The organism is Candidatus Parcubacteria bacterium (assembly GCA_021414235.1).
Lineage (GTDB): Bacteria > Patescibacteriota > Minisyncoccia > Phycocordibacterales > JAKFXT01 > JAIOOV01.
This window is the reverse complement of record JAIOOV010000004.1, coordinates 21,648-39,738: the sequence shown is the minus strand read 5'-3', so window position 1 is coordinate 39,738 and position 18,091 is coordinate 21,648. Positions and strand designations below refer to the sequence as shown.

The 18,091-nt window shown below is 53.3% G+C and carries 20 protein-coding genes and 4 tRNA genes; 10 read left to right on the top strand and 14 right to left on the bottom strand.

Features of this window, described 5'->3' with window-relative positions; translation table 11 throughout:
* Positions 1 to 18: 18 nt before the first annotated feature.
* The 4 genes from K8Q93_00950 to rpsO form a co-directional block, all read right to left on the bottom strand.
* Positions 19 to 384, bottom strand: a complete 366-nt coding sequence (locus tag K8Q93_00950; GenBank protein MCE9643803.1) for a TraR/DksA family transcriptional regulator — start codon at positions 382 to 384, stop codon at positions 19 to 21.
* A gap of 42 nt (positions 385 to 426) precedes the next feature.
* On the bottom strand, positions 427 to 1,347 hold the full coding sequence (locus tag K8Q93_00945; GenBank protein MCE9643802.1) for a hypothetical protein: 921 nt from the start codon (positions 1,345 to 1,347) through the stop codon (positions 427 to 429).
* 248 nt (positions 1,348 to 1,595) lie between these two features.
* On the bottom strand, positions 1,596 to 2,192 hold the full coding sequence (locus tag K8Q93_00940; GenBank protein MCE9643801.1) for an NYN domain-containing protein: 597 nt from the start codon (positions 2,190 to 2,192) through the stop codon (positions 1,596 to 1,598).
* A gap of 110 nt (positions 2,193 to 2,302) precedes the next feature.
* Positions 2,303 to 2,566: a 30S ribosomal protein S15 gene (gene rpsO / locus K8Q93_00935; protein ID MCE9643800.1), complete on the bottom strand. Its 264-nt coding sequence runs from the start codon at positions 2,564 to 2,566 to the stop codon at positions 2,303 to 2,305.
* 356 nt (positions 2,567 to 2,922) lie between these two features.
* On the opposite strand from rpsO, the gene K8Q93_00930 reads away from it, so the two are divergent.
* From K8Q93_00930 to xth, 3 genes are all read left to right on the top strand, one after another.
* Positions 2,923 to 3,846 carry a tyrosine-type recombinase/integrase gene (locus tag K8Q93_00930; GenBank protein MCE9643799.1) on the top strand — a complete coding sequence of 308 codons (924 nt, stop codon included), beginning with the start codon at positions 2,923 to 2,925 and terminating at the stop codon, positions 3,844 to 3,846.
* Between the two features lie 62 nt (positions 3,847 to 3,908).
* Positions 3,909 to 4,169 carry an usg protein gene (locus K8Q93_00925; GenBank protein ID MCE9643798.1) on the top strand — a complete coding sequence of 87 codons (261 nt, stop codon included), beginning with the start codon at positions 3,909 to 3,911 and terminating at the stop codon, positions 4,167 to 4,169.
* 312 nt (positions 4,170 to 4,481) lie between these two features.
* Positions 4,482 to 5,282, top strand: a complete 801-nt coding sequence (gene xth, locus K8Q93_00920; protein MCE9643797.1) for an exodeoxyribonuclease III — start codon at positions 4,482 to 4,484, stop codon at positions 5,280 to 5,282.
* 369 nt (positions 5,283 to 5,651) lie between these two features.
* On the opposite strand, the gene K8Q93_00915 is transcribed toward xth, so the two are convergent.
* Together K8Q93_00915 and K8Q93_00910 are read right to left on the bottom strand one after the other, a co-directional pair.
* Positions 5,652 to 7,136, bottom strand: a complete 1,485-nt coding sequence (locus K8Q93_00915; GenBank protein ID MCE9643796.1) for an HD domain-containing protein — start codon at positions 7,134 to 7,136, stop codon at positions 5,652 to 5,654.
* A 75-nt stretch (positions 7,137 to 7,211) separates the two neighbouring features.
* Positions 7,212 to 7,282, bottom strand: a tRNA-Gly gene (locus K8Q93_00910).
* A 64-nt stretch (positions 7,283 to 7,346) separates the two neighbouring features.
* Here K8Q93_00910 and K8Q93_00905 point away from each other — a divergent pair.
* From K8Q93_00905 to K8Q93_00885, 5 genes are all read left to right on the top strand, one after another.
* Positions 7,347 to 7,419: transfer RNA gene (locus tag K8Q93_00905), tRNA-Arg, on the top strand.
* Positions 7,420 to 8,044: 625 nt separating this feature from the next.
* The gene (locus tag K8Q93_00900; protein ID MCE9643795.1) at positions 8,045 to 8,299 is read left to right on the top strand and encodes a hypothetical protein; all 255 of its coding nucleotides are present in this window, start codon (positions 8,045 to 8,047) and stop codon (positions 8,297 to 8,299) included.
* Between the two features lie 940 nt (positions 8,300 to 9,239).
* Positions 9,240 to 9,315 (top strand) — tRNA-Pro (locus K8Q93_00895).
* Position 9,316: 1 nt separating this feature from the next.
* The gene (locus K8Q93_00890; GenBank protein MCE9643794.1) at positions 9,317 to 9,847 is read left to right on the top strand and encodes a GNAT family N-acetyltransferase; all 531 of its coding nucleotides are present in this window, start codon (positions 9,317 to 9,319) and stop codon (positions 9,845 to 9,847) included.
* On the top strand, positions 9,831 to 10,454 hold the full coding sequence (locus K8Q93_00885; protein ID MCE9643793.1) for a VTT domain-containing protein: 624 nt from the start codon (positions 9,831 to 9,833) through the stop codon (positions 10,452 to 10,454). The genes K8Q93_00890 and K8Q93_00885 overlap by 17 nt, the downstream gene beginning before the upstream one ends.
* Here the strand turns inward: K8Q93_00885 and K8Q93_00880 are convergent, their stop codons facing one another.
* Entirely contained in the window at positions 10,455 to 11,213 is a 759-nt protein-coding gene (locus tag K8Q93_00880) for a serine protease (GenBank protein ID MCE9643792.1), read from the bottom strand.
* Here K8Q93_00880 and K8Q93_00875 point away from each other — a divergent pair.
* Both K8Q93_00875 and K8Q93_00870 read left to right on the top strand, forming a co-directional pair.
* Positions 11,206 to 11,589 carry a hypothetical protein gene (locus tag K8Q93_00875; protein ID MCE9643791.1) on the top strand — a complete coding sequence of 128 codons (384 nt, stop codon included), beginning with the start codon at positions 11,206 to 11,208 and terminating at the stop codon, positions 11,587 to 11,589. The genes K8Q93_00880 and K8Q93_00875 overlap by 8 nt on opposite strands.
* A 65-nt stretch (positions 11,590 to 11,654) precedes the next feature.
* Positions 11,655 to 11,725: transfer RNA gene (locus tag K8Q93_00870), tRNA-Gly, on the top strand.
* 435 nt (positions 11,726 to 12,160) lie between these two features.
* Here the strand turns inward: K8Q93_00870 and K8Q93_00865 are convergent.
* The 7 genes from K8Q93_00865 to nusA all read right to left on the bottom strand — a co-directional run bounded on the left by K8Q93_00865 (position 12,161) and on the right by nusA (position 18,044).
* Positions 12,161 to 12,433 carry an HU family DNA-binding protein gene (locus K8Q93_00865; GenBank protein ID MCE9643790.1) on the bottom strand — a complete coding sequence of 91 codons (273 nt, stop codon included), beginning with the start codon at positions 12,431 to 12,433 and terminating at the stop codon, positions 12,161 to 12,163.
* Between the two features lie 115 nt (positions 12,434 to 12,548).
* Positions 12,549 to 14,066, bottom strand: coding sequence for a ribonuclease Y (gene rny, locus K8Q93_00860; protein ID MCE9643789.1), 1,518 nt, complete (start codon positions 14,064 to 14,066; stop codon positions 12,549 to 12,551).
* Between the two features lie 223 nt (positions 14,067 to 14,289).
* The gene (clpP, locus tag K8Q93_00855; protein ID MCE9643788.1) at positions 14,290 to 14,874 is read right to left on the bottom strand and encodes an ATP-dependent Clp endopeptidase proteolytic subunit ClpP; all 585 of its coding nucleotides are present in this window, start codon (positions 14,872 to 14,874) and stop codon (positions 14,290 to 14,292) included.
* Positions 14,875 to 14,927: 53 nt separating this feature from the next.
* Positions 14,928 to 15,977, bottom strand: coding sequence for a hypothetical protein (locus K8Q93_00850; GenBank protein MCE9643787.1), 1,050 nt, complete (start codon positions 15,975 to 15,977; stop codon positions 14,928 to 14,930).
* 41 nt (positions 15,978 to 16,018) lie between these two features.
* On the bottom strand, positions 16,019 to 16,234 hold the full coding sequence (locus K8Q93_00845; GenBank protein MCE9643786.1) for a hypothetical protein: 216 nt from the start codon (positions 16,232 to 16,234) through the stop codon (positions 16,019 to 16,021).
* 50 nt (positions 16,235 to 16,284) lie between these two features.
* Positions 16,285 to 16,809, bottom strand: a complete 525-nt coding sequence (locus K8Q93_00840; GenBank protein ID MCE9643785.1) for an inorganic diphosphatase — start codon at positions 16,807 to 16,809, stop codon at positions 16,285 to 16,287.
* A 32-nt stretch (positions 16,810 to 16,841) separates the two neighbouring features.
* The gene (nusA, locus tag K8Q93_00835) at positions 16,842 to 18,044 is read right to left on the bottom strand and encodes a transcription termination factor NusA (protein MCE9643784.1); all 1,203 of its coding nucleotides are present in this window, start codon (positions 18,042 to 18,044) and stop codon (positions 16,842 to 16,844) included.
* Positions 18,045 to 18,091 lie beyond the last annotated feature (47 nt).

The window sequence follows — 18,091 nt, the reverse complement described above, 5'->3', positions numbered from 1 at the left end:
AGTTTCGTATAACTTCCCCTATTCCTCTACGTGAGCCATGCACGTGGTTGCGGCAGGGTTCGCTTCGAGCCTCGCCTCTTCTATAGGTTCCCCGCTGACGCGGCAGACGCCGTAGGTTCCCTCCTCGATACGCTTGAGTGCTTCCTTAATTTCGTTGTAGCGGATCTCGAGCTGCTTCACGATGCCAGCATTAGTACCGAACTCCTCGATGACGTCAGCCTGGTCCACGGTGTCATCTCCGGCAGGAGATTCAAAGTCGGCAGGCTTGGCTTCCCAGTCTTTCTCGTTGTCCGGGTTCTTACGACCGACGCTCTGAAGTTCTCCTTCGACGAGGGCAAGTTCTTTCTCGAGTGCGGATTTGAAGTGTGCGGTATCTATAGACATGGGGTAATGATAACAAACGATCTTGCTCCTGCAATCCATTCCCTATTGCGTCGCGCGTACCAGGCTGATGCGGCGGACGATCTCACCGAAGGTCTGTTCGTTGGTAGTGATCACTAGGGTGGAACGATCGATGAAACTGTAGAGAAGCAGCGTCTTCCCTTCTTTGGAGCGGAGTACTCGTGCGTCCTTGTTGCTGATCACCATATCGTTCCAGGTGACCGAAGTGAGAGAGGAAGAAGCGTTGGTCCAATCTGCAGCGGGACGGAGAGCGCGTCCGAGACGGAACGGAAGAGAACTCTCCCACGCGAGCATCCCGGCGAATGACGTCTCGTACGCGTCGGGTTTCAAGATGAGGAAAGGCTGGTTGCCGTCGAAGACATGCACGCCGAAGAGGAAGGGTCCTTGGAGGGTGCGGGTGACTTCTTGCGGCGCCTGCGGGTCGAGTCGTGTCAGGAGTTCGTCGCCCGTGAGCGCGCGCGATACTCCGCTTCCTGTTTCGATGGGAATGATTGCTGCAATTGAGCCGAGCTGTCCCGTCGTTTCTTGTCGTGCGCGTCCGAGTTCCGTTACCACCTGATCGCCCGAAGCGTTGTTTAGGTTGAGAAGACGAAACTGCTCGCTGTAGATGTAGTCCGGCGGAAGGATGCGCGCCTGCGGATCTTCCGATGCTTGGTTGTTTACAAAATAGTAGAAGAGGCCACCTGCGATGACGATCGTGCCGAGAGCGAGAAGAAAGAAGCCGACAATCTTCGCCTTGCGCATGGGCTCCGTCGCTTTATTCTCGAAGAACGTGGCTTCTCGTGCGCGTCGTTCTGTTTCCGCTGCGGCCATAGAGACCACGGTCGTCTTGCCTTGGGCCATGCCAGCCTCCACGTCCCCTTTTAGTGTACGGATGGTGCGGAGTGAATTGGTGATGGGTGGAGTGGAAGGAACTTGGTTGTTGTCGGGAGTCTCAGGATCCATTGCGCACATTATATCACTCGCGCTCCGCTCTTTAAGTGAGAGGAAAGCTCGCGAACCATCTCTTTCACTGTGGCGGCGCGGGTCGGTCTTACTGTGGTAACGCGCCGATGTCCTCCTTATGCATAGCCGTTTCTCTCTTGTGTAACGGATTCGCCCAGTCACCCATGGCGTCGTGAGAGATGATGCAGAAGATATAAAAATACGCGCGGCGTGAGCCGCGCGTATTTTTATTGGATTGGAATCTCGTCCTATTCCCTCTCGAGCGGTGCAGGTGCCGGAGCATTGCGCACTCGACGATCGGTTGTCGCGGGTCCTGCTGCCGGCGCGCGGCGGCGGAGTGCTGGCGAGAGGAGGTAGCGCTGCGGATCGTCGCAGAGATCGAGGAAGTCATCGGTGGCTTCCTTCAACATGGAGGAAGTGGATTTTCCGAAGGCAACGACTTCTACCTGGCAGCCCATATGCTGAAGGTATTCGACGAGCGGTACAAAGTCTCCGTCGCCGGAGGCGAGGATAACAGTGTCGAGTTTGGAGGCGAGGCGGATGGCGTCGACCGCGAGGCCTACGTCCCAGTCGGCTTTCTTGGCGCCGCCGAAGAATATCTGGAGATCCTTAGTCTTGGTCTCGATGCCGAGTTTGCTGAGGGCTTCAAAGAAGCTACGCTCGTCACCTGATTCTGTGGTGATGACGTAGGCAACCACGCGGATGATGGCGCGATCCCCTACCGCATCCTTCACGACTTGGCCGAAATTAACTTTGGACTGATAGAGGTTCTTGGCGCTGTGATAGAGGTTTTGCGTGTCGATGAACATACCGACGCGCTGCTTGCTGTGTTTTATGACGGTCATAAAAAGAATTACTGCTGTACTAACTATTATTAAATGCTCTCTGCTGTAACGGAGGAAACTCCCCTGTTACGGGTATTGTATCAAAGAAACGACTTCCCGCGTCGACGGACTTACTTGAGCTCGAGTTTCTTGGCGAGGGCGTTGTAGCGCTTCTCGCTCTTCTTCTTGAGGTAGCCCATGTGGGTGCGGCGGTCTGCCACCATGGCGAGGAGCCCGCGGCGGGAGTGCTTGTCCTTGGGGTGCTTCTTGAGATGGAGGGCGAGCTCGTCGATTTTCTTCGAGAGCACGGAGACCTGGACCTCAGGAGAGCCCGTATCCGTAGGGTGGATGCGGCTTTCCCCGATGACAGTTGCCTTTTTCTTCTTCGAAAGCATTGACGGAATAGTAGCAGAAAAGGCCTATTTTGGCAATCCCGGTATATAAAACACCCCTTCTCCGAAGATTGGGGGTGGGGCGGGGCGGATAGCTTCCTAAATCCAGCTGGCAGGGCGTCGATGCTAACTCTCGGCCCCTTGGTGCCAAGCAGGAACGGCTCTGTGGCCTGGTTGCGGCCGCCCCGCTTCGGGAAGGTCAATCCGGATAGCGTCACCTTCCTTCTTACGCAGCGGGTTGCAAGCTCGCGCTCGCGTGGCCAACACTTGGGTTGGCATGAGGTGCCGCGTACTCACCTCTTAGAACCGTAACAATCCCCCACCTGCTTGTCTATATAGATGATAGAATTGTGCGACATATGAAGCTCTCTGAGTTAAAGCGCCAATATCTAGAATATATAGAGATAGAGAAGGGTCGGAGCCTCAAGACGGTCGAAAACTACGACCGCTACCTCACTCGGTTCCTTGGTTTCGCCAAGATAGATGATCCCAAGAAGATCACTGATGAGACTCTTCGCGAGTATCGCCTCTGGCTCAACCGGCTCCCTGCTGAGCCGCACGCCAAGGCGGGGCGCTCATCTCGCGATACGCTCAAGAAGAAGACACAGAACTATTACCTCATCGCCCTCCGTTCCTTCCTTAAGTATCTGATGCGACGCGGGGTCACTTCCCTGGCCCCCGAGCGCATCGAGCTCGCCAAGGTTCCCGAGCGCTCCCTTGACCTCATCTCCGTAGAAGAGCTGAATCGTCTGATGAAGGCGCCTTCGGGCGACAGCGTGAAGGCACTCCGCGACCGCGCCATCTTAGAGCTCTTCTTCTCTACGGGTCTCCGTGTCTCCGAGCTCTGTTCCCTTCATGCAGATATCGATCTCTCTAAGGATGAAATGGCTATCCGTGGTAAGGGTGACAAGGTGCGCGTGGTCTTCCTCTCCGATACCGCCAAGGATGCCGTACGCGCATATCTCAAGAAGCGCGCTGATGACGTGGATGAAGCGCTCTTTACGAACAACAGCAAGATAAACAAGAGCGAGGCTCGCCGCCTCACTCCCCGCTCGGTGGAGCGCATGATTAAGCGCTATGCCATCAAGGCAGGTATTTCTAAAAAGGTCACTCCCCACGTGATGCGCCACTCTTTCGCCACGGATCTACTTAGTAATGGCGCGGACCTCCGTTCTGTACAGGCGCTCCTCGGCCATGCCAACATCGGTACAACCCAGATCTATACTCACGTCACCGACTCGCATTTGAAGGAGATTCATAAGAAATTCCATAGTAGGAAATAGAGCTTTTCCTTTTGTTACCCTCCCCTGCTATCATTTAAATAGAATCGCAGAGGGAGGCTCTCTTGTCTGATCTTGCCTTACAACTTCAAGGTTACAGGCTGACGACGGCAGAAATCATCTATCGTCTGCCCGATCACCCCAAGATTCTGCAGGCTTACATCTGGCAGGACCTCGATATCGCACCACGCTTCCCTGTTCTCCAGAGGTTCCTGGATTACTGGGAGCAGAATCTCGACGGCAAGCTCCACTCAGTGAGAAGGGTGAGTGCTCCCGTCGTTACGCTATCGGAGATCCGTTTTACAGCGCAACTCCGCCTACACTGACTTTTGTTCCCCTTCGCTTTCCAGGCCCCGACTTCGTCGGGGCCTTCGATGTTTGGGTACAAAAACAAAATACGCCCTCGCGGCGTATTGGTTCAGGGGCCGCAATCATCGGTGAAGCGCCCCGGTGGTCAGAGAGGAAAAAGCTCAAGTAGCCCTTGGTAAGTGCCGTAAGTCAGCCCAATAAAGGCTGTTCTCAAGAAAAGCACCGCCAAGGCACCAATCAGGAGTATCTTAAGGTTGCTCATGAGGCACCTCCTAGCGGAATATAGCCACAAAGAAGCCTCTGTGTCGAAGGTTTGATATCATCCCTGTATGAAACTCATCTCCTGGAACGTGAACGGTATACGGGCGGTGCACAAGAAAGGTCTATTCCTCCCCTTCGTGGAGAAATATAAGCCGGATATCATCTGTCTTCAGGAAACCAAATCTGAGCAGCACCAAGTGGAGATAGATCTTCCGGACTATGAGGAATACTGGAACTCCTCTAGCGCCCGCAAGGGGTATAGCGGCACGGCCATCTTCAGCAAGATACAGCCGGAAAAGATCATTTTCGGCCTGCCGGACGATCTCTGTGAGAAATATGGCTTGGCGACGGATGGCTACGGGGATCCTAATAAGGAGGGGCGGGTTGTTGCTGCGGATTTCGGTCCTATATATGTAGTGACGGTCTATACCCCTAATTCTAAGGATGACCTCTCTCGTATCCCCTTGCGGCATAAGGGCTGGGACCCAGCCTTCTTGTCCTACATGAAACGGCTAGAAAAGGAGAAGCCGGTTATCTTCTGCGGGGACCTCAATGTAGCCCATACCCCGGACGACCTTACCAACGCCAAGGCGAACGAGGGTAAGAAGGGCTTTACCCTAGAAGAGCGGGAGGGTGTCGACAATATGATGAAGGCGGGCTTTGCGGATACCTTCCGTCTTTTCACTAAAGGTCCCGGTCACTACACTTGGTGGAGCCCCTGGGGAGATGCGCGCGAGCGGAACGTGGGTTGGCGCATAGATTATTTTTTCGTAAGTAAGAAATTAGTTTCAAAAGTGAAAAAAGCGGAAACACTTCCGTACGTATTTGGATCCGACCACTGCCCTGTCCTATTGGAAATGTCTTTGTAAATAAGGAAATATTTCTTGTCTCATAGTTATCCACACTATTGTCCTTTACTTGTCTTTTAGTCTGCGTACAATATCCATTAGGCCATATTTGATTCGTCATTAGTTCTTTCTCATCGGTAGCTTTGGCCAAAGCTACACCATCTAGCAGGAGATCATTAGTGGATCCCTGTTGCCGCGCCTATCATCGTCCCCCACACGTTACAATCTTGTACATAGAGTGGTTCGAATGAAGCGCCAACAGAAGCCATCTGCGAAGAAACCTTCTGCACAAACAAGCCGCCCATTGTAGGACGGAACCCAACACGCTGAATCTTTTGTTCTTTCAAGCGTCCGGTTCTCTCTCACTCGGCGGCTTTTGTCATTCTAGGCTTAACTTACGCCGTATTTCTTACGTATCTCCTCGATATTCTCGCTCTCCAGCTCCTCTTTCTTATCCTTGCCGCTCTCCCCCCTCTTTTTAAGCTCCTCATCCGTCAAATTATTCAAATTCTTAGCCGTTTCCAAGAGATTCTCCTTGGTATTGAGAGCGGGGTCGTTCAAAACTTCCTCAAGAAGCGCATGAAGCATGTGGCCGATGCGTGGTCCCGGAGCTATGGCGAGTTCTTTCATAAGATCGCTGCCGTCTATCGCGAGCATCCCGACGCTTATGGGGTCACGCAGCACTTCTTCCACCATGGACTTATATTTCCTGAATCTATAAGGGTTTTCTTTGGGTCTGCCCGTGCCAATGCGATCGCAAACGCGCAGGTTCATGAGGTCCCATATATTGTCTTCTCCAATGTTCCGTACGATGCGGCGGATGGCGGAGAGCGTGATCTTCTCCGGATCCGAGAAGAACATATGCCAGCGCACCAGAGAGGTCACTTTATCTATAGTCTTGTTGGGGAAATGGAGGAATTCCAGGAATTTCTTGGTAACGCGGGCCCCTACTACTTCGTGTCCATGGAAGGTCCAGTCTTTCTTCTCAGCTGACCATCGGCGGGTCTCGGGCTTAGAGATGTCGTGCATGAGCGAAGCTAGGCGCACCTCCATGCTCCAGTTCTTGTCTGCGGCGTGCTGTAGGGTGCGCAGATTGTGCTGGAAGACATCGAAGCTATGGGCCTGATTCTGGTCCACCCCTATCCCCCGCTCCAGATCTGGGCCTACGTAGGGCAATATTCCGCTCTTGAGGCAGAGTTCGAAGCCTGCTCTTGGATGTTCGGTCATGAGGATCTTTACGAACTCGTCTCGGATACGCTCCTTGGAAATCTTGCCAAGGAGCTCTTTATTCTCAGTAATTGCCTGAAGAGTCCCCTCTTCGATGACGAAACCGAGCTGGGTGGCGATGCGTACCGCGCGCAACATACGCAAAGCATCTTCCTGGAAGCGCTCACTACCCTCTCCCACAGCGCGTACAAGGCCCGCCACGAGATCTATTTGTCCTTTATGAGGATCTACCGCATGTCCCTTAATCGGATCAAGGGCGATGGCGTTTATGGTGAAATCGCGTCTCTTTAAATCTTCCTCGATATTCTGGCTAAAAGTCACCTCGTCTGGGCGGCGGCTGTCCGAGTAGGCGGATTCCGTACGGTAGGTAGTGATTTCGATGGTTTTGAGGGTTTCGTCAGACTCCTCGTCGTTCACTACGCCCACGGTGCCGAACTTGTTCTCGTAGAAAGTATGGGGAAAGAGTCCCTGAATCTGTTCCGGGGTGGCATTGGTGGTCAGGTCCCAGTCCTTGGGCTTGGTTTCACGTAAAACATCCCGCACGCAACCGCCTACCAAATATGCCTCAAAACCTGCGGTATTGAGGGTTTGAGCCGCTTTGAGAACGACTGTCGGGATCGAAGCAATCGCCTCGGGGAGACTTTTCATATGCATATTTTACCGTGTTTCCCTGCCCTCTCCTAGGTAGTACAGAGGTACTATCCCCTCTCTAAACTCGTTTAGTGCGGGTAGCGAGAATCGAACTCGCGTCTCGTCCTTGGCAAGGACGCATCATACCACTAAACTATACCCGCCTGAGGAATATCCTAGCAGGTAAGGGTTATTTTTCAAAACCTGCGGTATCATACCTACGTAGCTGCGCCCGTAGCTCAATGGATAGAGTACCTGGCTTCGAACCAGGTGGTTGTGGGTTCGATTCCTACCGGGCGCACCCAGGATCCCCTTTCCCCTACTTCTATCGGTCAGAAAGCAAAAATCTCCTTAAATTAAGGAGATTTTTGCGGTTTATGGCCTTAAGACGAACGACTTTCACGAATCTTACACTCCAAAGACACACAAGGACTGTCAAACGGTTTTTAAAGAATACGGCTCTAATCTTGGATTAATTTCAAAACTGTGGATAAACCTGTGGATGGTGGGTATAAGACTGTCCTTTTGTCTTTGATAATTTGGCCTAAATTATAGATAAATATGGCTACAGGCCAGGTTATTGTGTCCTTTCTGCTTCCGGTTCTTGTGAATAATAAGTTTCACGTGAAACGAGGTATAAACCATTTCACATGTAACTTCTGATATGAATTATGAGGGACTATCCCTTGCAAGGGGGTATATGTGTTACAGTTTTAGAGGTAGTCTTCCTGTCGCGGGCGGGCTACCAGTCGTTGTGTTTTGGGTTGCCATATAGCCCTAAAGTGGACTATATAACCCTACTTCTCATCCTCCTTATCTTGAGAGAATCAAACAGAAGATAAGATACCTAGCCTCCGAAAGGAGGCTTTGTGTGAACCTTAAAACACCCCTGTAGCAGTCAATTTATCTAGTAATAGAGCCATTTTATGACCCCCTTTGATGAGTATATTCGTTCTAGAGCCGCTTTAGAGGAGTTTCTGGAGTCGGAGGGTAAGAAGACTTTTGCGCTTCAAGATCCCTATATTCTTGAAACGAGAGCCCGCGCTTTAGAAGCCATCGCGAGAGTAGCTGATTCTGAAAGTCTCGGAAATCTGTATCGTATTCTGACCGTAGTAACCGATAACCTTCTGGCAGAATTACGCGTACTGAAGGAAAACCGCCCGAAAGGGCCTGTTGTGTAGCCATTTTTAGTGGTTACAGGGTGTGGTTTTAGAGGGTTTTACTCCCTATGAGGGGATAGTCCCTGAATTATGACTGTAGGTTAAGAGGGTGGGACAACCCATTCCGTGGGAAATTAAGTAGAAAAAGATGGGCGGAAGCTTAATTCCTAAAGAAGAGGGGCCTGGTACATTCTTCAGGAACCACCTTAAGAGGTAAGGATTGATAGATGGCGTAGCCAAGAAGGGGAGAATCCTGTGTTTTGCGGGGGTAAGATGGTTTCCTGTGCTTCGGCGAGTGTTTCCTGTGAAAGGGTTACATGTGGAACAGGGGAGGGTAATGGGCGTTCGCGGAAGACAAAGAAGCTTACTTGGGGCTATTTACGACTCTGCCTCTGAGAATATGCTGGATATTGGGGCAGGTAGATGTGGTGACGGTGGATCTTGACAGGGACTATCCCTTGCAAGTAGCTATCCCCATGATATATACAGCACTAACTATTGCTTTAAACGTCAAGGACGAGCAGTATAGCTTCAGTACTTACTGAAATCTGTGTGGCGGCGAACACTGCTGTAACCAGCACGGCGGGACTAACCCGTCGGCACAGATAGTCGTAACTGTGTGTATTAAAAAAACACCAAATATGGCTGTAATCATAACGATTACGCTTATTGTGGAGGTCGAGCCTCCATAGTGAGTGAGTAAGTAAACTGGCATTGTGTCCCGTTAAACCTTCGCTGGGTGACGGGGCACTTTGCGTTTTCGTACTAAAAAGAGTCTCTATCTAAGCGCTTAGTTATTATAGCTTATAACCAGCTTATCAACTACTTGCAAGGGATAGAGCCTATCTTGACTTGATTTCCAAGAAAGCCAAAGCGCGACCTACTGGGAATGCTGTCCTTTAAGCTCGGGGCGGGGTAGGGAATAGGGAAGAGAACGTGCTAGTATGCCTGTGTTCGTTAACGGGGCGTGGTGTAACGGCTAACATGTCTGTTTTGGGTACAGATGACTCCGGGTTCGAATCCCGGCGCCCCGACCATATGGAAGAATCTCAGTCGTCTCCTGAGCGCAAAGGAAAGCCAGCTCTTTTACTACGGAGAGCCACCGAGGCTGATATGGAAGACTTCATGGCCTTGGAAAAGGCTGTGACACCCAACGAGGGCTCGAGGGTTAAGACGTACTCGGGGATAGAGAATCTCGAAGAAGCGCGGAAAGAGATTGCAGAAAACGAAATTTATCTTGTTTATAAAGAAGGAAGGCTCGTCGGCAGTGTGGCCTTTCAAATGAAAACTACTGACCATGCTTATATATCAGGGTTGGTGACTCACCCTGATTTTCAAGGACAGGGAATAGGTAGGGAAGCGCTTGGTCTTGTTCTTGAAAAGTTGAAAAATATAAAAAAGGTCGATCTTGTTACTCACCCGAACAACGAACGTTCTCTAAAACTCTATACCTCCTTTGGTTTTAAACAGGAGGGAGAAATAATGCCTAATTATTTTGGCGATGGAGAGCCTCGAGTGAGACTTGTACTCGATTGGGTAAAGTATCCTCCTAATGCGAGCGCAGTATAAAGAAATCATCGGTATAGTCATACTCGCAGTATTCTTCATTGTTGGAGCTATTCTCTCGCAGAGATTTTCCGGAGAGATATCGCGCTATCTCGATTTCGGAATATGGGGGATGGCGGTGTACGTCGCTGCCGGGACCCTGTCGACCGTAATCGCTCCGGTAAACACAGTTCCACTTATTCCGATAGCCGCAGCATTGTGGGGACCGTTTGCGACGGCGCTCCTCAGTATCTTGGCGTGGTGGCTAGGCTCGCTAATTGCCTTCTTTATTGCACGACGTTACGGCCGTCCGCTTGCGGCGCGGTTTGTGAATATGGAAAGGGTGGGGGAGTATGAAAAAATCTTGCCCGAACGTTATGTCTTCTGGAATATTGCTTTTCTGCGTATGGCCGTGCCCGTAGACATCTTGAGTTACGCGATAGGTCTCTTTACTTCGGTCGGATTTACCACCTACGCATTGGCCACTCTTATCGGTGTCATTCCTTTTGCTTTTGTTTTTGCCTATGCGGCGCAAGCGCCGCTGCCTCTCCAGATAGGAGCGATGGTTCTTGCTGCGGGGGCTCTGTATACAGGGTATCGACGCGTAAAGAGGTTAGGGAAGAGCAAATAACTATTTCTGCAGTACTTCTACTAGCTGTGCAGTGAGACCAGGAGCTACGTATGAGGTGAAGTCACGGAGCTGAGCAGAGAGATCTCCGTTGAGGAAATTACCGAGCGTCATGCCCATATTCGCGCGGAAGCTGCGATGGATATGGCTGCCGGTGACGATGTGGAGGTCGCGATCTTGAGTTTCCTTGGCTTCGCTCGTGGTTACGATGATACCCGCTATCTTGCCGCCTATTTCGCTTATAGCCGCGCCTCCCGAGGCGCCACGCTGGGCGAGGAGAGAACCTCCGAAGGAGAGAAGGTCGGAGGTGTCGTCGTGGAAAGTGTACACCTGCTTTACCTGTCCGGTAGTGCTGATCTGGTAGAGATCGTTCACGATGGCGCTGCCGCCGAGGAAGCCTGCAGGGTAGCCTGCGAGGAGGTAGTTGGCCGTAGGATGATCCATTATGTCTGCGTCGTCTGAGGCGAGCGGTACAAAGGGGAAGGAAGAGGGAAGCGGGGAGCCATTGGTGGTATCGGTGATGAGGAGGAGGGCGAAGTCGTTCTCGCCGGTGCCGAGCTGTTTCTCCGCAGTGATCATGCTCTTGTTCTCGGAGATCCAGGGAGGGGAGAGGTAGAGGAGGGAAGCACGGTAGGTGGCTGTGGCGGGGCTCCCGGTGCGCACGATGCAATCGATGAAGCCGGGTTCCCGATAATCCTTGAGGAGGTAATACTGCGCGGCGTGCGCATTAGTGAGGATGACTCCTTTCGGGCTTATGATCATCCCGCTTGCGGTGATGGGCTTCAATGATCCGTCGCGTTTGGTGGTACAGAAGATGTTCACTAGTGCTGGAGCGGCTTTTGCATGGAGCTCGTTTATGGAAATCTTGGCAACGACGGGTACCGAAGGGGTCGGAGTCGAGGGGGCGGGGGTAGAGGGGGTAAGAGGCTTGCCTGTGCCTGCGGCGACCGGGAGGGATTTATTGGGGGCCACCTTCGGAGGCGTGCTTGTGGCAGCGGCTACTATCTGTGAGCTTGTAGTAGCGACGGCACGAGTGCCGCTTTCTATTGCAGGGAAGGGGATCAGGCCCCCGAGGAAGGAGAAAATGAGGCTCGCGAGGAAGGAGAAGATCGCACCGATAGTCATAGAGCCATCATAGCATTATCGGACTCATGGAGAATTGCGAGAGCGGAGAGGCGCTGGTATAGTGCGGGGGTTCCAAAAGCGGGATTAGTTTAATGGTAGAACTGCAGTTTTCCAAACTGCTAGCAGCGGTTCGATTCCGCTATCCCGCACTAAGGGTGTGTAAATATAAGATCCCGAGCCGTTAGGGTGGCTCGGGATCACGGAGCGCGAGACGCTCCTGGGCTTCTTCTGGGGTGAGCCTCAGTACCACTGCGTCCTCGTGAGGCAAAATTTTCGTGTGGGGAGGAGCGTGGTGCTCATTCGTTCCGGGCATCCTCACTATCTCGTGCGCGGAATTCACTGAGGTTTTGCAATACAGAACCGTACCTGACTGGGCTGCGAAAACGTCCAACTGGCCCAGTTTGCCAAACGTCGTCTCTTGGGGCATCAGACCCTCCTTTCTCTCGAGTATGTTTAACGCAATGCATAGATTATGGCAACCTTAATTCCTGTCGTTCTGGAAAGGGGGAGAGGAGTGAACGCGGAGAACGCAAAAGGCTCGTCGAGTGACGAGCCTTTTGCGTTCTCCGGAGAAAAATAGGAGATTACTTAACCGCGTCCTTGAGCGCCTTTGCGGGGCGGAACTTCGGAACGCGCATAGCTTTCACCTGAAGCGTCTCGCCGGTGCGCGGGTTACGAGCCTGGCGCGCTGCGCGAGTCTTCACCGAGAAGATGCCGAGACCGGCGATCGAAACTTCGTCGCCCTTCTTGAGAGTGCTGGTGACACAATCGAGGATAGTATCGACTGCCATCTCTGCCTGCACCTTGGTGCCGCCGAGCTTCTCGTGAACTGCTTCAACAATAGATTGTTTGTTCATAGATAGAAGATGAATTATGTTCGACCTTTAAAACTAGTATATCCTAAGCCATTTTTCACGCAATAGTCCTTCCCTGGTCATGAAATCCGTGCCCCGGGAAGGGTCTCTGGCGTCCTTAACGCGCGAACTCGATGCTGCGAGCCTCGCGGATTACGTTGACCTTGATCTCTCCTGGGTATTTGAGCTCATTCTCTATGCGTAGAGCGATATTTCTGGCCAAAGTACGAGCTTCCAGGTCGGAAACCTGGTCTGGGTAGACGAATACGCGCACTTCGCGTCCCGCCTGGATGGCGTAGGTCTTCTCCACCCCAGGGAAGCTGTTGGCGATGCTTTCCAGGTCGCCTAGGCGCTTGAGGTAGTTCTCCACGGAATCGCGGCGAGCGCCGGGACGACCGCCGGAGATGGCATCCGCTACCTGTACGATGATGGATTCCACTGTTTCGTAAGGATACTCCTCGTGATGGGCCTGCATGGCTTGGATGATCTCCTTGGATACGCCGAATTTCTCAAGTATGCGGCGGCCGATCTCTACGTGCGTGCCCTGTACCTCGTGATCCACGGCCTTACCGATGTCGTGGAGGAGGGAACCGGCTTTGGCGACGGCGACATTTGCGCCGAGTTCTGCTGCCATCACGCCCGCGATGTGGGCCATCTCTATAGAGTGCTGCAGCACGTTCTGGCCATAGCTCGTGCGGTAGTGGAGGCGTCCGAGGATGGAGACGAGTCGGGGGTCGAGGTTGAATACGCCGCATTCGTACGCAGCCTGCTCACCCTTCTCCTTTATTGTCTGGTTGGCGTCCGCTTTTGCCTTTTCCACCACTTCTTCTATCTTGGCTGGTTGTATCCGGCCGTCGGCGACCAGGGCTTCGAGCGCGACTCGCGCGATCTGGCGGCGTACCGGGTCAAAGGAGGAGAGGGTAATCATCCCCGGTGTATCGTCGATGAGGACTTCTACGCCGGTAGCGCGCTCAAACGCTTTTATATTCCGCCCTTCCTTGCCGATGATCTTGCCTTTGAGGTCGTCCGAGGGGATGGGCACGGAGGTGGCCATGGTGTCCGTCGCTACGGAATTACCCAAGCGATGGATGGAGGCGATGAGGATCTCCTTGGCTCTACGGTCGAGCTTTTCAGCGCTAAAGAGCTCGAGTTTCTGCGAGCGTACCTGGAGGTCCTCCTCGTATTCCTTCTCAAGTTTCTCGAAGAGCGCCGCTCTGGCCTCTTCAGGGGAGAGGTTGCTTATCTTGGAGAGCTCGGTGAGTTTGCCTGCCTCAAGCGCATCGGCGCGGTCTTTGATCTCCTTTATCTCCGCAATCTTGCCCTTGATATGCTCCACCTCCTTGTCGATGTCGAGCTGGCGGTTGTCCAGGAGCTCCTCTTTCTTCACTAAGCGCTCCTCGGTCTTCTGGAGCTTGTCCTCTCTTTCTTTGGCCTCCGCGCGCGACTGGTCCTCGGTGAGGAGCGCGCGCTCTTTTGCTTCGAAGATGATCTTCTCTGCCTGCTCCTTGCTCTCGAGCATCATCTGTTTCAATTCGAGCTCGATCGAGCCGCGCTTTGAGAGGGTGATGAGGTAGCGCAGGAGGTATCCGATGCCTATGCCCAAGACTCCCGCGACGGCGAGGAGTACAAATGCTATTTCTAAGTCCATATGCGAAGGGAATTCGCTCGTTTCTCGAAACTAGGTGGTGCTGTGGAGGAGATGGGACATATCTGCCGGTTAGTTTCTAAGAAAAAAGGGAAAAAAATCTAAAGTGAGTAAGGACTTCATTGTACAACATATAGAAAAGAGTGTCGAGTACGGAAAAGGGTCACGACATTGCTTGTCGTGACCCTTTTCTTTAAAGAAGTCGTCAGTCTCCTTAGTTGCTCACCTTGTGTATCTCGTCGATGATGCCGTATTTCTTGGCTTCATCCGCAGACATGTAGTAATCGCGCTCTACATCCTTCTCGATCTGGGCAACGGGCTTTCCGGTGTTCTTGGCGAGGATCTTGTTGAGCTTCTCGCGGGTCTTGAGGATGTGCTTGGCGGTGATTTCTATATCAGTAGCCTGACCCTGCACGCCGCCCCATGGCTGGTGGATCATGACTTCGGAGTTGGGGAGAGCAAAGCGCTTGCCTTTGGCACCAGCGGAGAGGATGACGGCGGCGGCGGAAGCCGCGATACCCACGCAGACGGTAGATACATCCGGCTTGATGTAATTCATGGTGTCGAGAATGGCGAGGCCGGAAGTGACCTGTCCGCCAGGGGAGTTCACGTAGATATAGATGTCCTTCTTAGCGTCCTCGGATTCGAGGAAGAGGAGCTGGGCGATGACCAGGTTGGCAGTGTCGTCATCGATGGGACCGCCGAGGAAGATGATGCGATCCTTGAGGAGGCGCGAGTAGATGTCGTACGCGCGTTCGCCGAACTGCGATTTCTCCAAGACTGTAGGGACTAGGTACATATATAAGGGATGTTAGTAGGGACATCCTAGCAAAAACCCCCTGCTTGTCTACGTTAGGCGACGTTCTCGAGGAATTCGAACACCTTGTCGTTCGTAAGGAGATTCTCTACGTATGCGCGGGCGCGATCCCTATCCGCATCTTTGTGATGGGCGAGCAGGGCCTCGGTCTCTTTCTCTACGGCCTCCACATCTGCTGCGAGGTGCTCAGCTGCGGCAATCTTCCCGAGGATGAGTTCGAGCTTCACACGCTTCTTGGCTTCCGAGAGCCATTCCTTGCGGAGGTCTTCCTCGGTCTTTTTTACATGCTTCAGGTAGTCGGGGAGAGTGAGGCGCATGCGAGTGAGGTCGCCTTCGAGGCGCGCAAACATGCGCTCCATCTCGCTCTCTACGAGTACAGAAGGGAGCGCTATCTCCGTAGCAGAGGTCAGCTCTTCGATGAGCTTGAGGCGGCGCTTCTCTTTGGTGCGCTCGATCTTCTCCTTGCCGAGATTTTCTTTGATAGCCGTCTCGAGCTCGACGACTGTGTTGAAATTACCGAGGGTAGAGGCCTCTTCGTCGGTAAGTGCTGGGAGTTCCACGTTGTCCTGGCTCTCCGCTTCCTTGCCGCCGCGGATCTTGCGGATCTCCTTTACTACCTCTGCGATCTCTTTCTCTGTTGCTCCGTCAGCTTTCTCTGCAGGGATGCCCTTGGCAATCTTTTTGTATTCAGGGAGCTCAAATTTCGGGAACACAGGGATGGTGAGGGTGAGTGCGGCAGGATTACCGAGCGCGAGCTTGGTGATGGTCACCTTCGGGGCGCTGATGGGCTCGAGTTTGAGTTCCGCGATGAGCTCGGGATAGAAATGGCCCATGGCGTGCTCCACCGCTTCTTCCAATATATAGAGGTCGCCGAAGCGCTCCCGGATCATTTTCTCGGGGACGTGTCCTTTGCGGAAGCCAGGGATCTCGGCGTGCTGAGAGACATCTGCGAGCGCCTCTTTATAGAGAGGTTCGAGGTCGGCAGCGGAGATCTCGAGAGAAACCTCGACTTCTGAGTCGGGGAGTTCCTTCTTGGAGACGTTCTGGTAACGCACGGTGTGCGAATGAGAGTGTTTTGCGGGCATGCGGGAGAGTTTAGCCTTTATTTATAGCGGGTGCAACCTGATTAGCGATACTCTGGGGTAGTGGAGGCGGAGGTGTCTGCTTTGAGGAGCGCCGCATTCGTCGTGCGGGTCGCAGGGGTGGCGGCGCGGAGCGCTTCGCGCTGCCTGTTGAGGCGCTCGCCCCAGAAGTAGAGACCGCCGAGTACTAAGATGAGCACGATGATGATGATGCCGACGAGGGGGCCTACGCTGTTGTCTTTGTCAGGACGATGATCCATGTAGAGGGGATTATAGCAAAACCGCCGCGTGGAGCGCGGCGGTCTGCTTCTTACTTATTGAACTTCTCTTTGTAGAGCTCTTGAGAGCGGATGAAAGCAGCTTCGGCTTCCTGCTTGCCCTTGAAGCCAGTTATTTCCACCACTTTGTTCTGTATCTTCTTGTAGGTAGAGAAGAAGTGCTCGATCTCCTTGAGGGTGTGCTTGTTGATATCGGCAAGATCTCCTACTTCTTTCCAGCGTGGATCGTCGACAGGCACAGCGATGACTTTGTCATCTGCTTCGCCACCGTCGACCATACCCATGATTGCTACTGGGCGGACGCGCACCAGGATACCGGATTGGAGGGGGTAGGTGGTGAGTACCATGACGTCGAGAGCGTCGCCGTCATCCCAGAGGGTCTGGGGGACGAAACCGTAGTCGACGGGATAGTCTTGCGCCGTATGCATCACGCGATCAAGTGCAATCATGCCCGTCTCCTTGTCGATCTCGTACTTGTTCTTGGAGCCGCGAGGTATTTCGATGATGACATTCATCTCGTCCTTGGTACCTGGGGCGATATCGTGCCAGAGATTCATGGTTTCAGGAGTGGATTAACTGATAATTTAAATTAAGAGGAAGATTCGGTAGATTCCGCAGCTTTTTCTTCTGCTACAGGCTCTGTTTTTTCAGCTACTGCTTCTGCTGCAGATACTTCTGGGCGAGCAGAGGCTATATCGATGCGCCAGCCAGTGAGCTTGGCAGCGAGGCGGGCATTCTGTCCGCCCTTACCGATGGCGAGCGACTGCTGGTCCTCGGTCACGGTCACTTTGGCGCTGTGATTCTCGGCATCGATGTCGATGGAGAGGATCTTCGCCGGAGAGAGCGCCTCTTCTATGAATTTCTTCGGATCCTCGGACCAGTCTATCACGTCGATCTTTTCACCTCCGAGCTCGCTCATGACGGTAGAGACACGTACACCGCGCTGACCGACGAGGGAACCCACTGGGTCCACGTGAGAGTTGTTAGAAGCCACTGCGATCTTGGAGCGGGAGCCTGCTTCGCGAGCGATACCCTTCACTTCCACGGTGCCATTGGCAACCTCCGGTGCCTCCTGCTCGAAGAGCTTGGCGAGGAAGCGCGGGTGCGAGCGGGAGAGCTTGAGGAAGACGCCGCGCGGGCTCTCTTCTACGGAGTAGAGGTAGGCACGAATGCGCTCGCCTTGGCGGTAGTGCTCACCGGGGATCTGCTCCTCATAGGAGAGGATGCCCTGGGTGCGGCCGAGATCCACGTAGATGGCGCCGCGCTCCATACGCTGCACGGAACCCGTGACGATCTCGCCTTCGCGCTTGCCGTACTCGGATACCACGGAGACCTTCTCAGCCTCGCGGATCTTCTGGATGATGACCTGTTTGGCAGTCTGAGCAGAGATGCGGCCGAAGTCAGCCTTGGTTTCGAGCGGAAAGACGATCTCCTCATCAAGCTCCACATCCTTCTTTATGCGCTTGGCGTCTTCGATGAGGATGTGGTGCTCGGGGTTGTAGCGTACGCGGTCGTCGATGGGGGCTCCCGGGATGATCTCAGCCTCCTCTTCCTCCTCGGCGCTCTCCATCTTTACGCGGGTGTCGTCCACCACCACCTTCACCTGATTGAAATTGACGCCGCCGGTCTGGAGGTCGAAGACGGCGCGTACGATCTGGCCCTTCTTGCCGTACTCCTTCTTATAGGCGGTGGCGAGAGCGGACTCGATGGCCTCGATTACCTTGGCGCGAGGAATACCGCGCTCCTCTTCAAGCTCGGTAAGGACGGAATTGATGACTTTAAGGTCGAACATATGGGGTTTTTCTGAAATTGGTAACAAAAATCGCCCGAGGAATCGGA

Bases quoted from the DNA above. Each gene is read 5' to 3' on its own strand.
- K8Q93_00950 (MCE9643803.1), bottom strand. From the start codon at position 384: ATGTCTATAGATACCGCACACTTCAAATCCGCACTCGAGAAAGAACTT.
- K8Q93_00945 (MCE9643802.1), bottom strand. From the start codon at position 1,347: ATGGATCCTGAGACTCCCGACAACAACCAAGTTCCTTCCACTCCACCC.
- K8Q93_00940 (MCE9643801.1), bottom strand. From the start codon at position 2,192: ATGACCGTCATAAAACACAGCAAGCAGCGCGTCGGTATGTTCATCGAC.
- rpsO (MCE9643800.1), bottom strand. From the start codon at position 2,566: ATGCTTTCGAAGAAGAAAAAGGCAACTGTCATCGGGGAAAGCCGCATC.
- K8Q93_00930 (MCE9643799.1), top strand. From the start codon at position 2,923: ATGAAGCTCTCTGAGTTAAAGCGCCAATATCTAGAATATATAGAGATA.
- xth (MCE9643797.1), top strand. From the start codon at position 4,482: ATGAAACTCATCTCCTGGAACGTGAACGGTATACGGGCGGTGCACAAG.
- K8Q93_00915 (MCE9643796.1), bottom strand. From the start codon at position 7,136: ATGAAAAGTCTCCCCGAGGCGATTGCTTCGATCCCGACAGTCGTTCTC.
- K8Q93_00900 (MCE9643795.1), top strand. From the start codon at position 8,045: ATGACCCCCTTTGATGAGTATATTCGTTCTAGAGCCGCTTTAGAGGAG.
- K8Q93_00890 (MCE9643794.1), top strand. From the start codon at position 9,317: ATGGAAGAATCTCAGTCGTCTCCTGAGCGCAAAGGAAAGCCAGCTCTT.
- K8Q93_00885 (MCE9643793.1), top strand. From the start codon at position 9,831: ATGCGAGCGCAGTATAAAGAAATCATCGGTATAGTCATACTCGCAGTA.
- K8Q93_00875 (MCE9643791.1), top strand. From the start codon at position 11,206: ATGATCATCCCGCTTGCGGTGATGGGCTTCAATGATCCGTCGCGTTTG.
- K8Q93_00880 (MCE9643792.1), bottom strand. From the start codon at position 11,213: ATGATCATAAGCCCGAAAGGAGTCATCCTCACTAATGCGCACGCCGCG.
- K8Q93_00865 (MCE9643790.1), bottom strand. From the start codon at position 12,433: ATGAACAAACAATCTATTGTTGAAGCAGTTCACGAGAAGCTCGGCGGC.
- clpP (MCE9643788.1), bottom strand. From the start codon at position 14,874: ATGTACCTAGTCCCTACAGTCTTGGAGAAATCGCAGTTCGGCGAACGC.
- K8Q93_00850 (MCE9643787.1), bottom strand. From the start codon at position 15,977: ATGCCCGCAAAACACTCTCATTCGCACACCGTGCGTTACCAGAACGTC.
- K8Q93_00845 (MCE9643786.1), bottom strand. From the start codon at position 16,234: ATGGATCATCGTCCTGACAAAGACAACAGCGTAGGCCCCCTCGTCGGC.
- K8Q93_00840 (MCE9643785.1), bottom strand. From the start codon at position 16,809: ATGAATCTCTGGCACGATATCGCCCCAGGTACCAAGGACGAGATGAAT.
- nusA (MCE9643784.1), bottom strand. From the start codon at position 18,044: ATGTTCGACCTTAAAGTCATCAATTCCGTCCTTACCGAGCTTGAAGAG.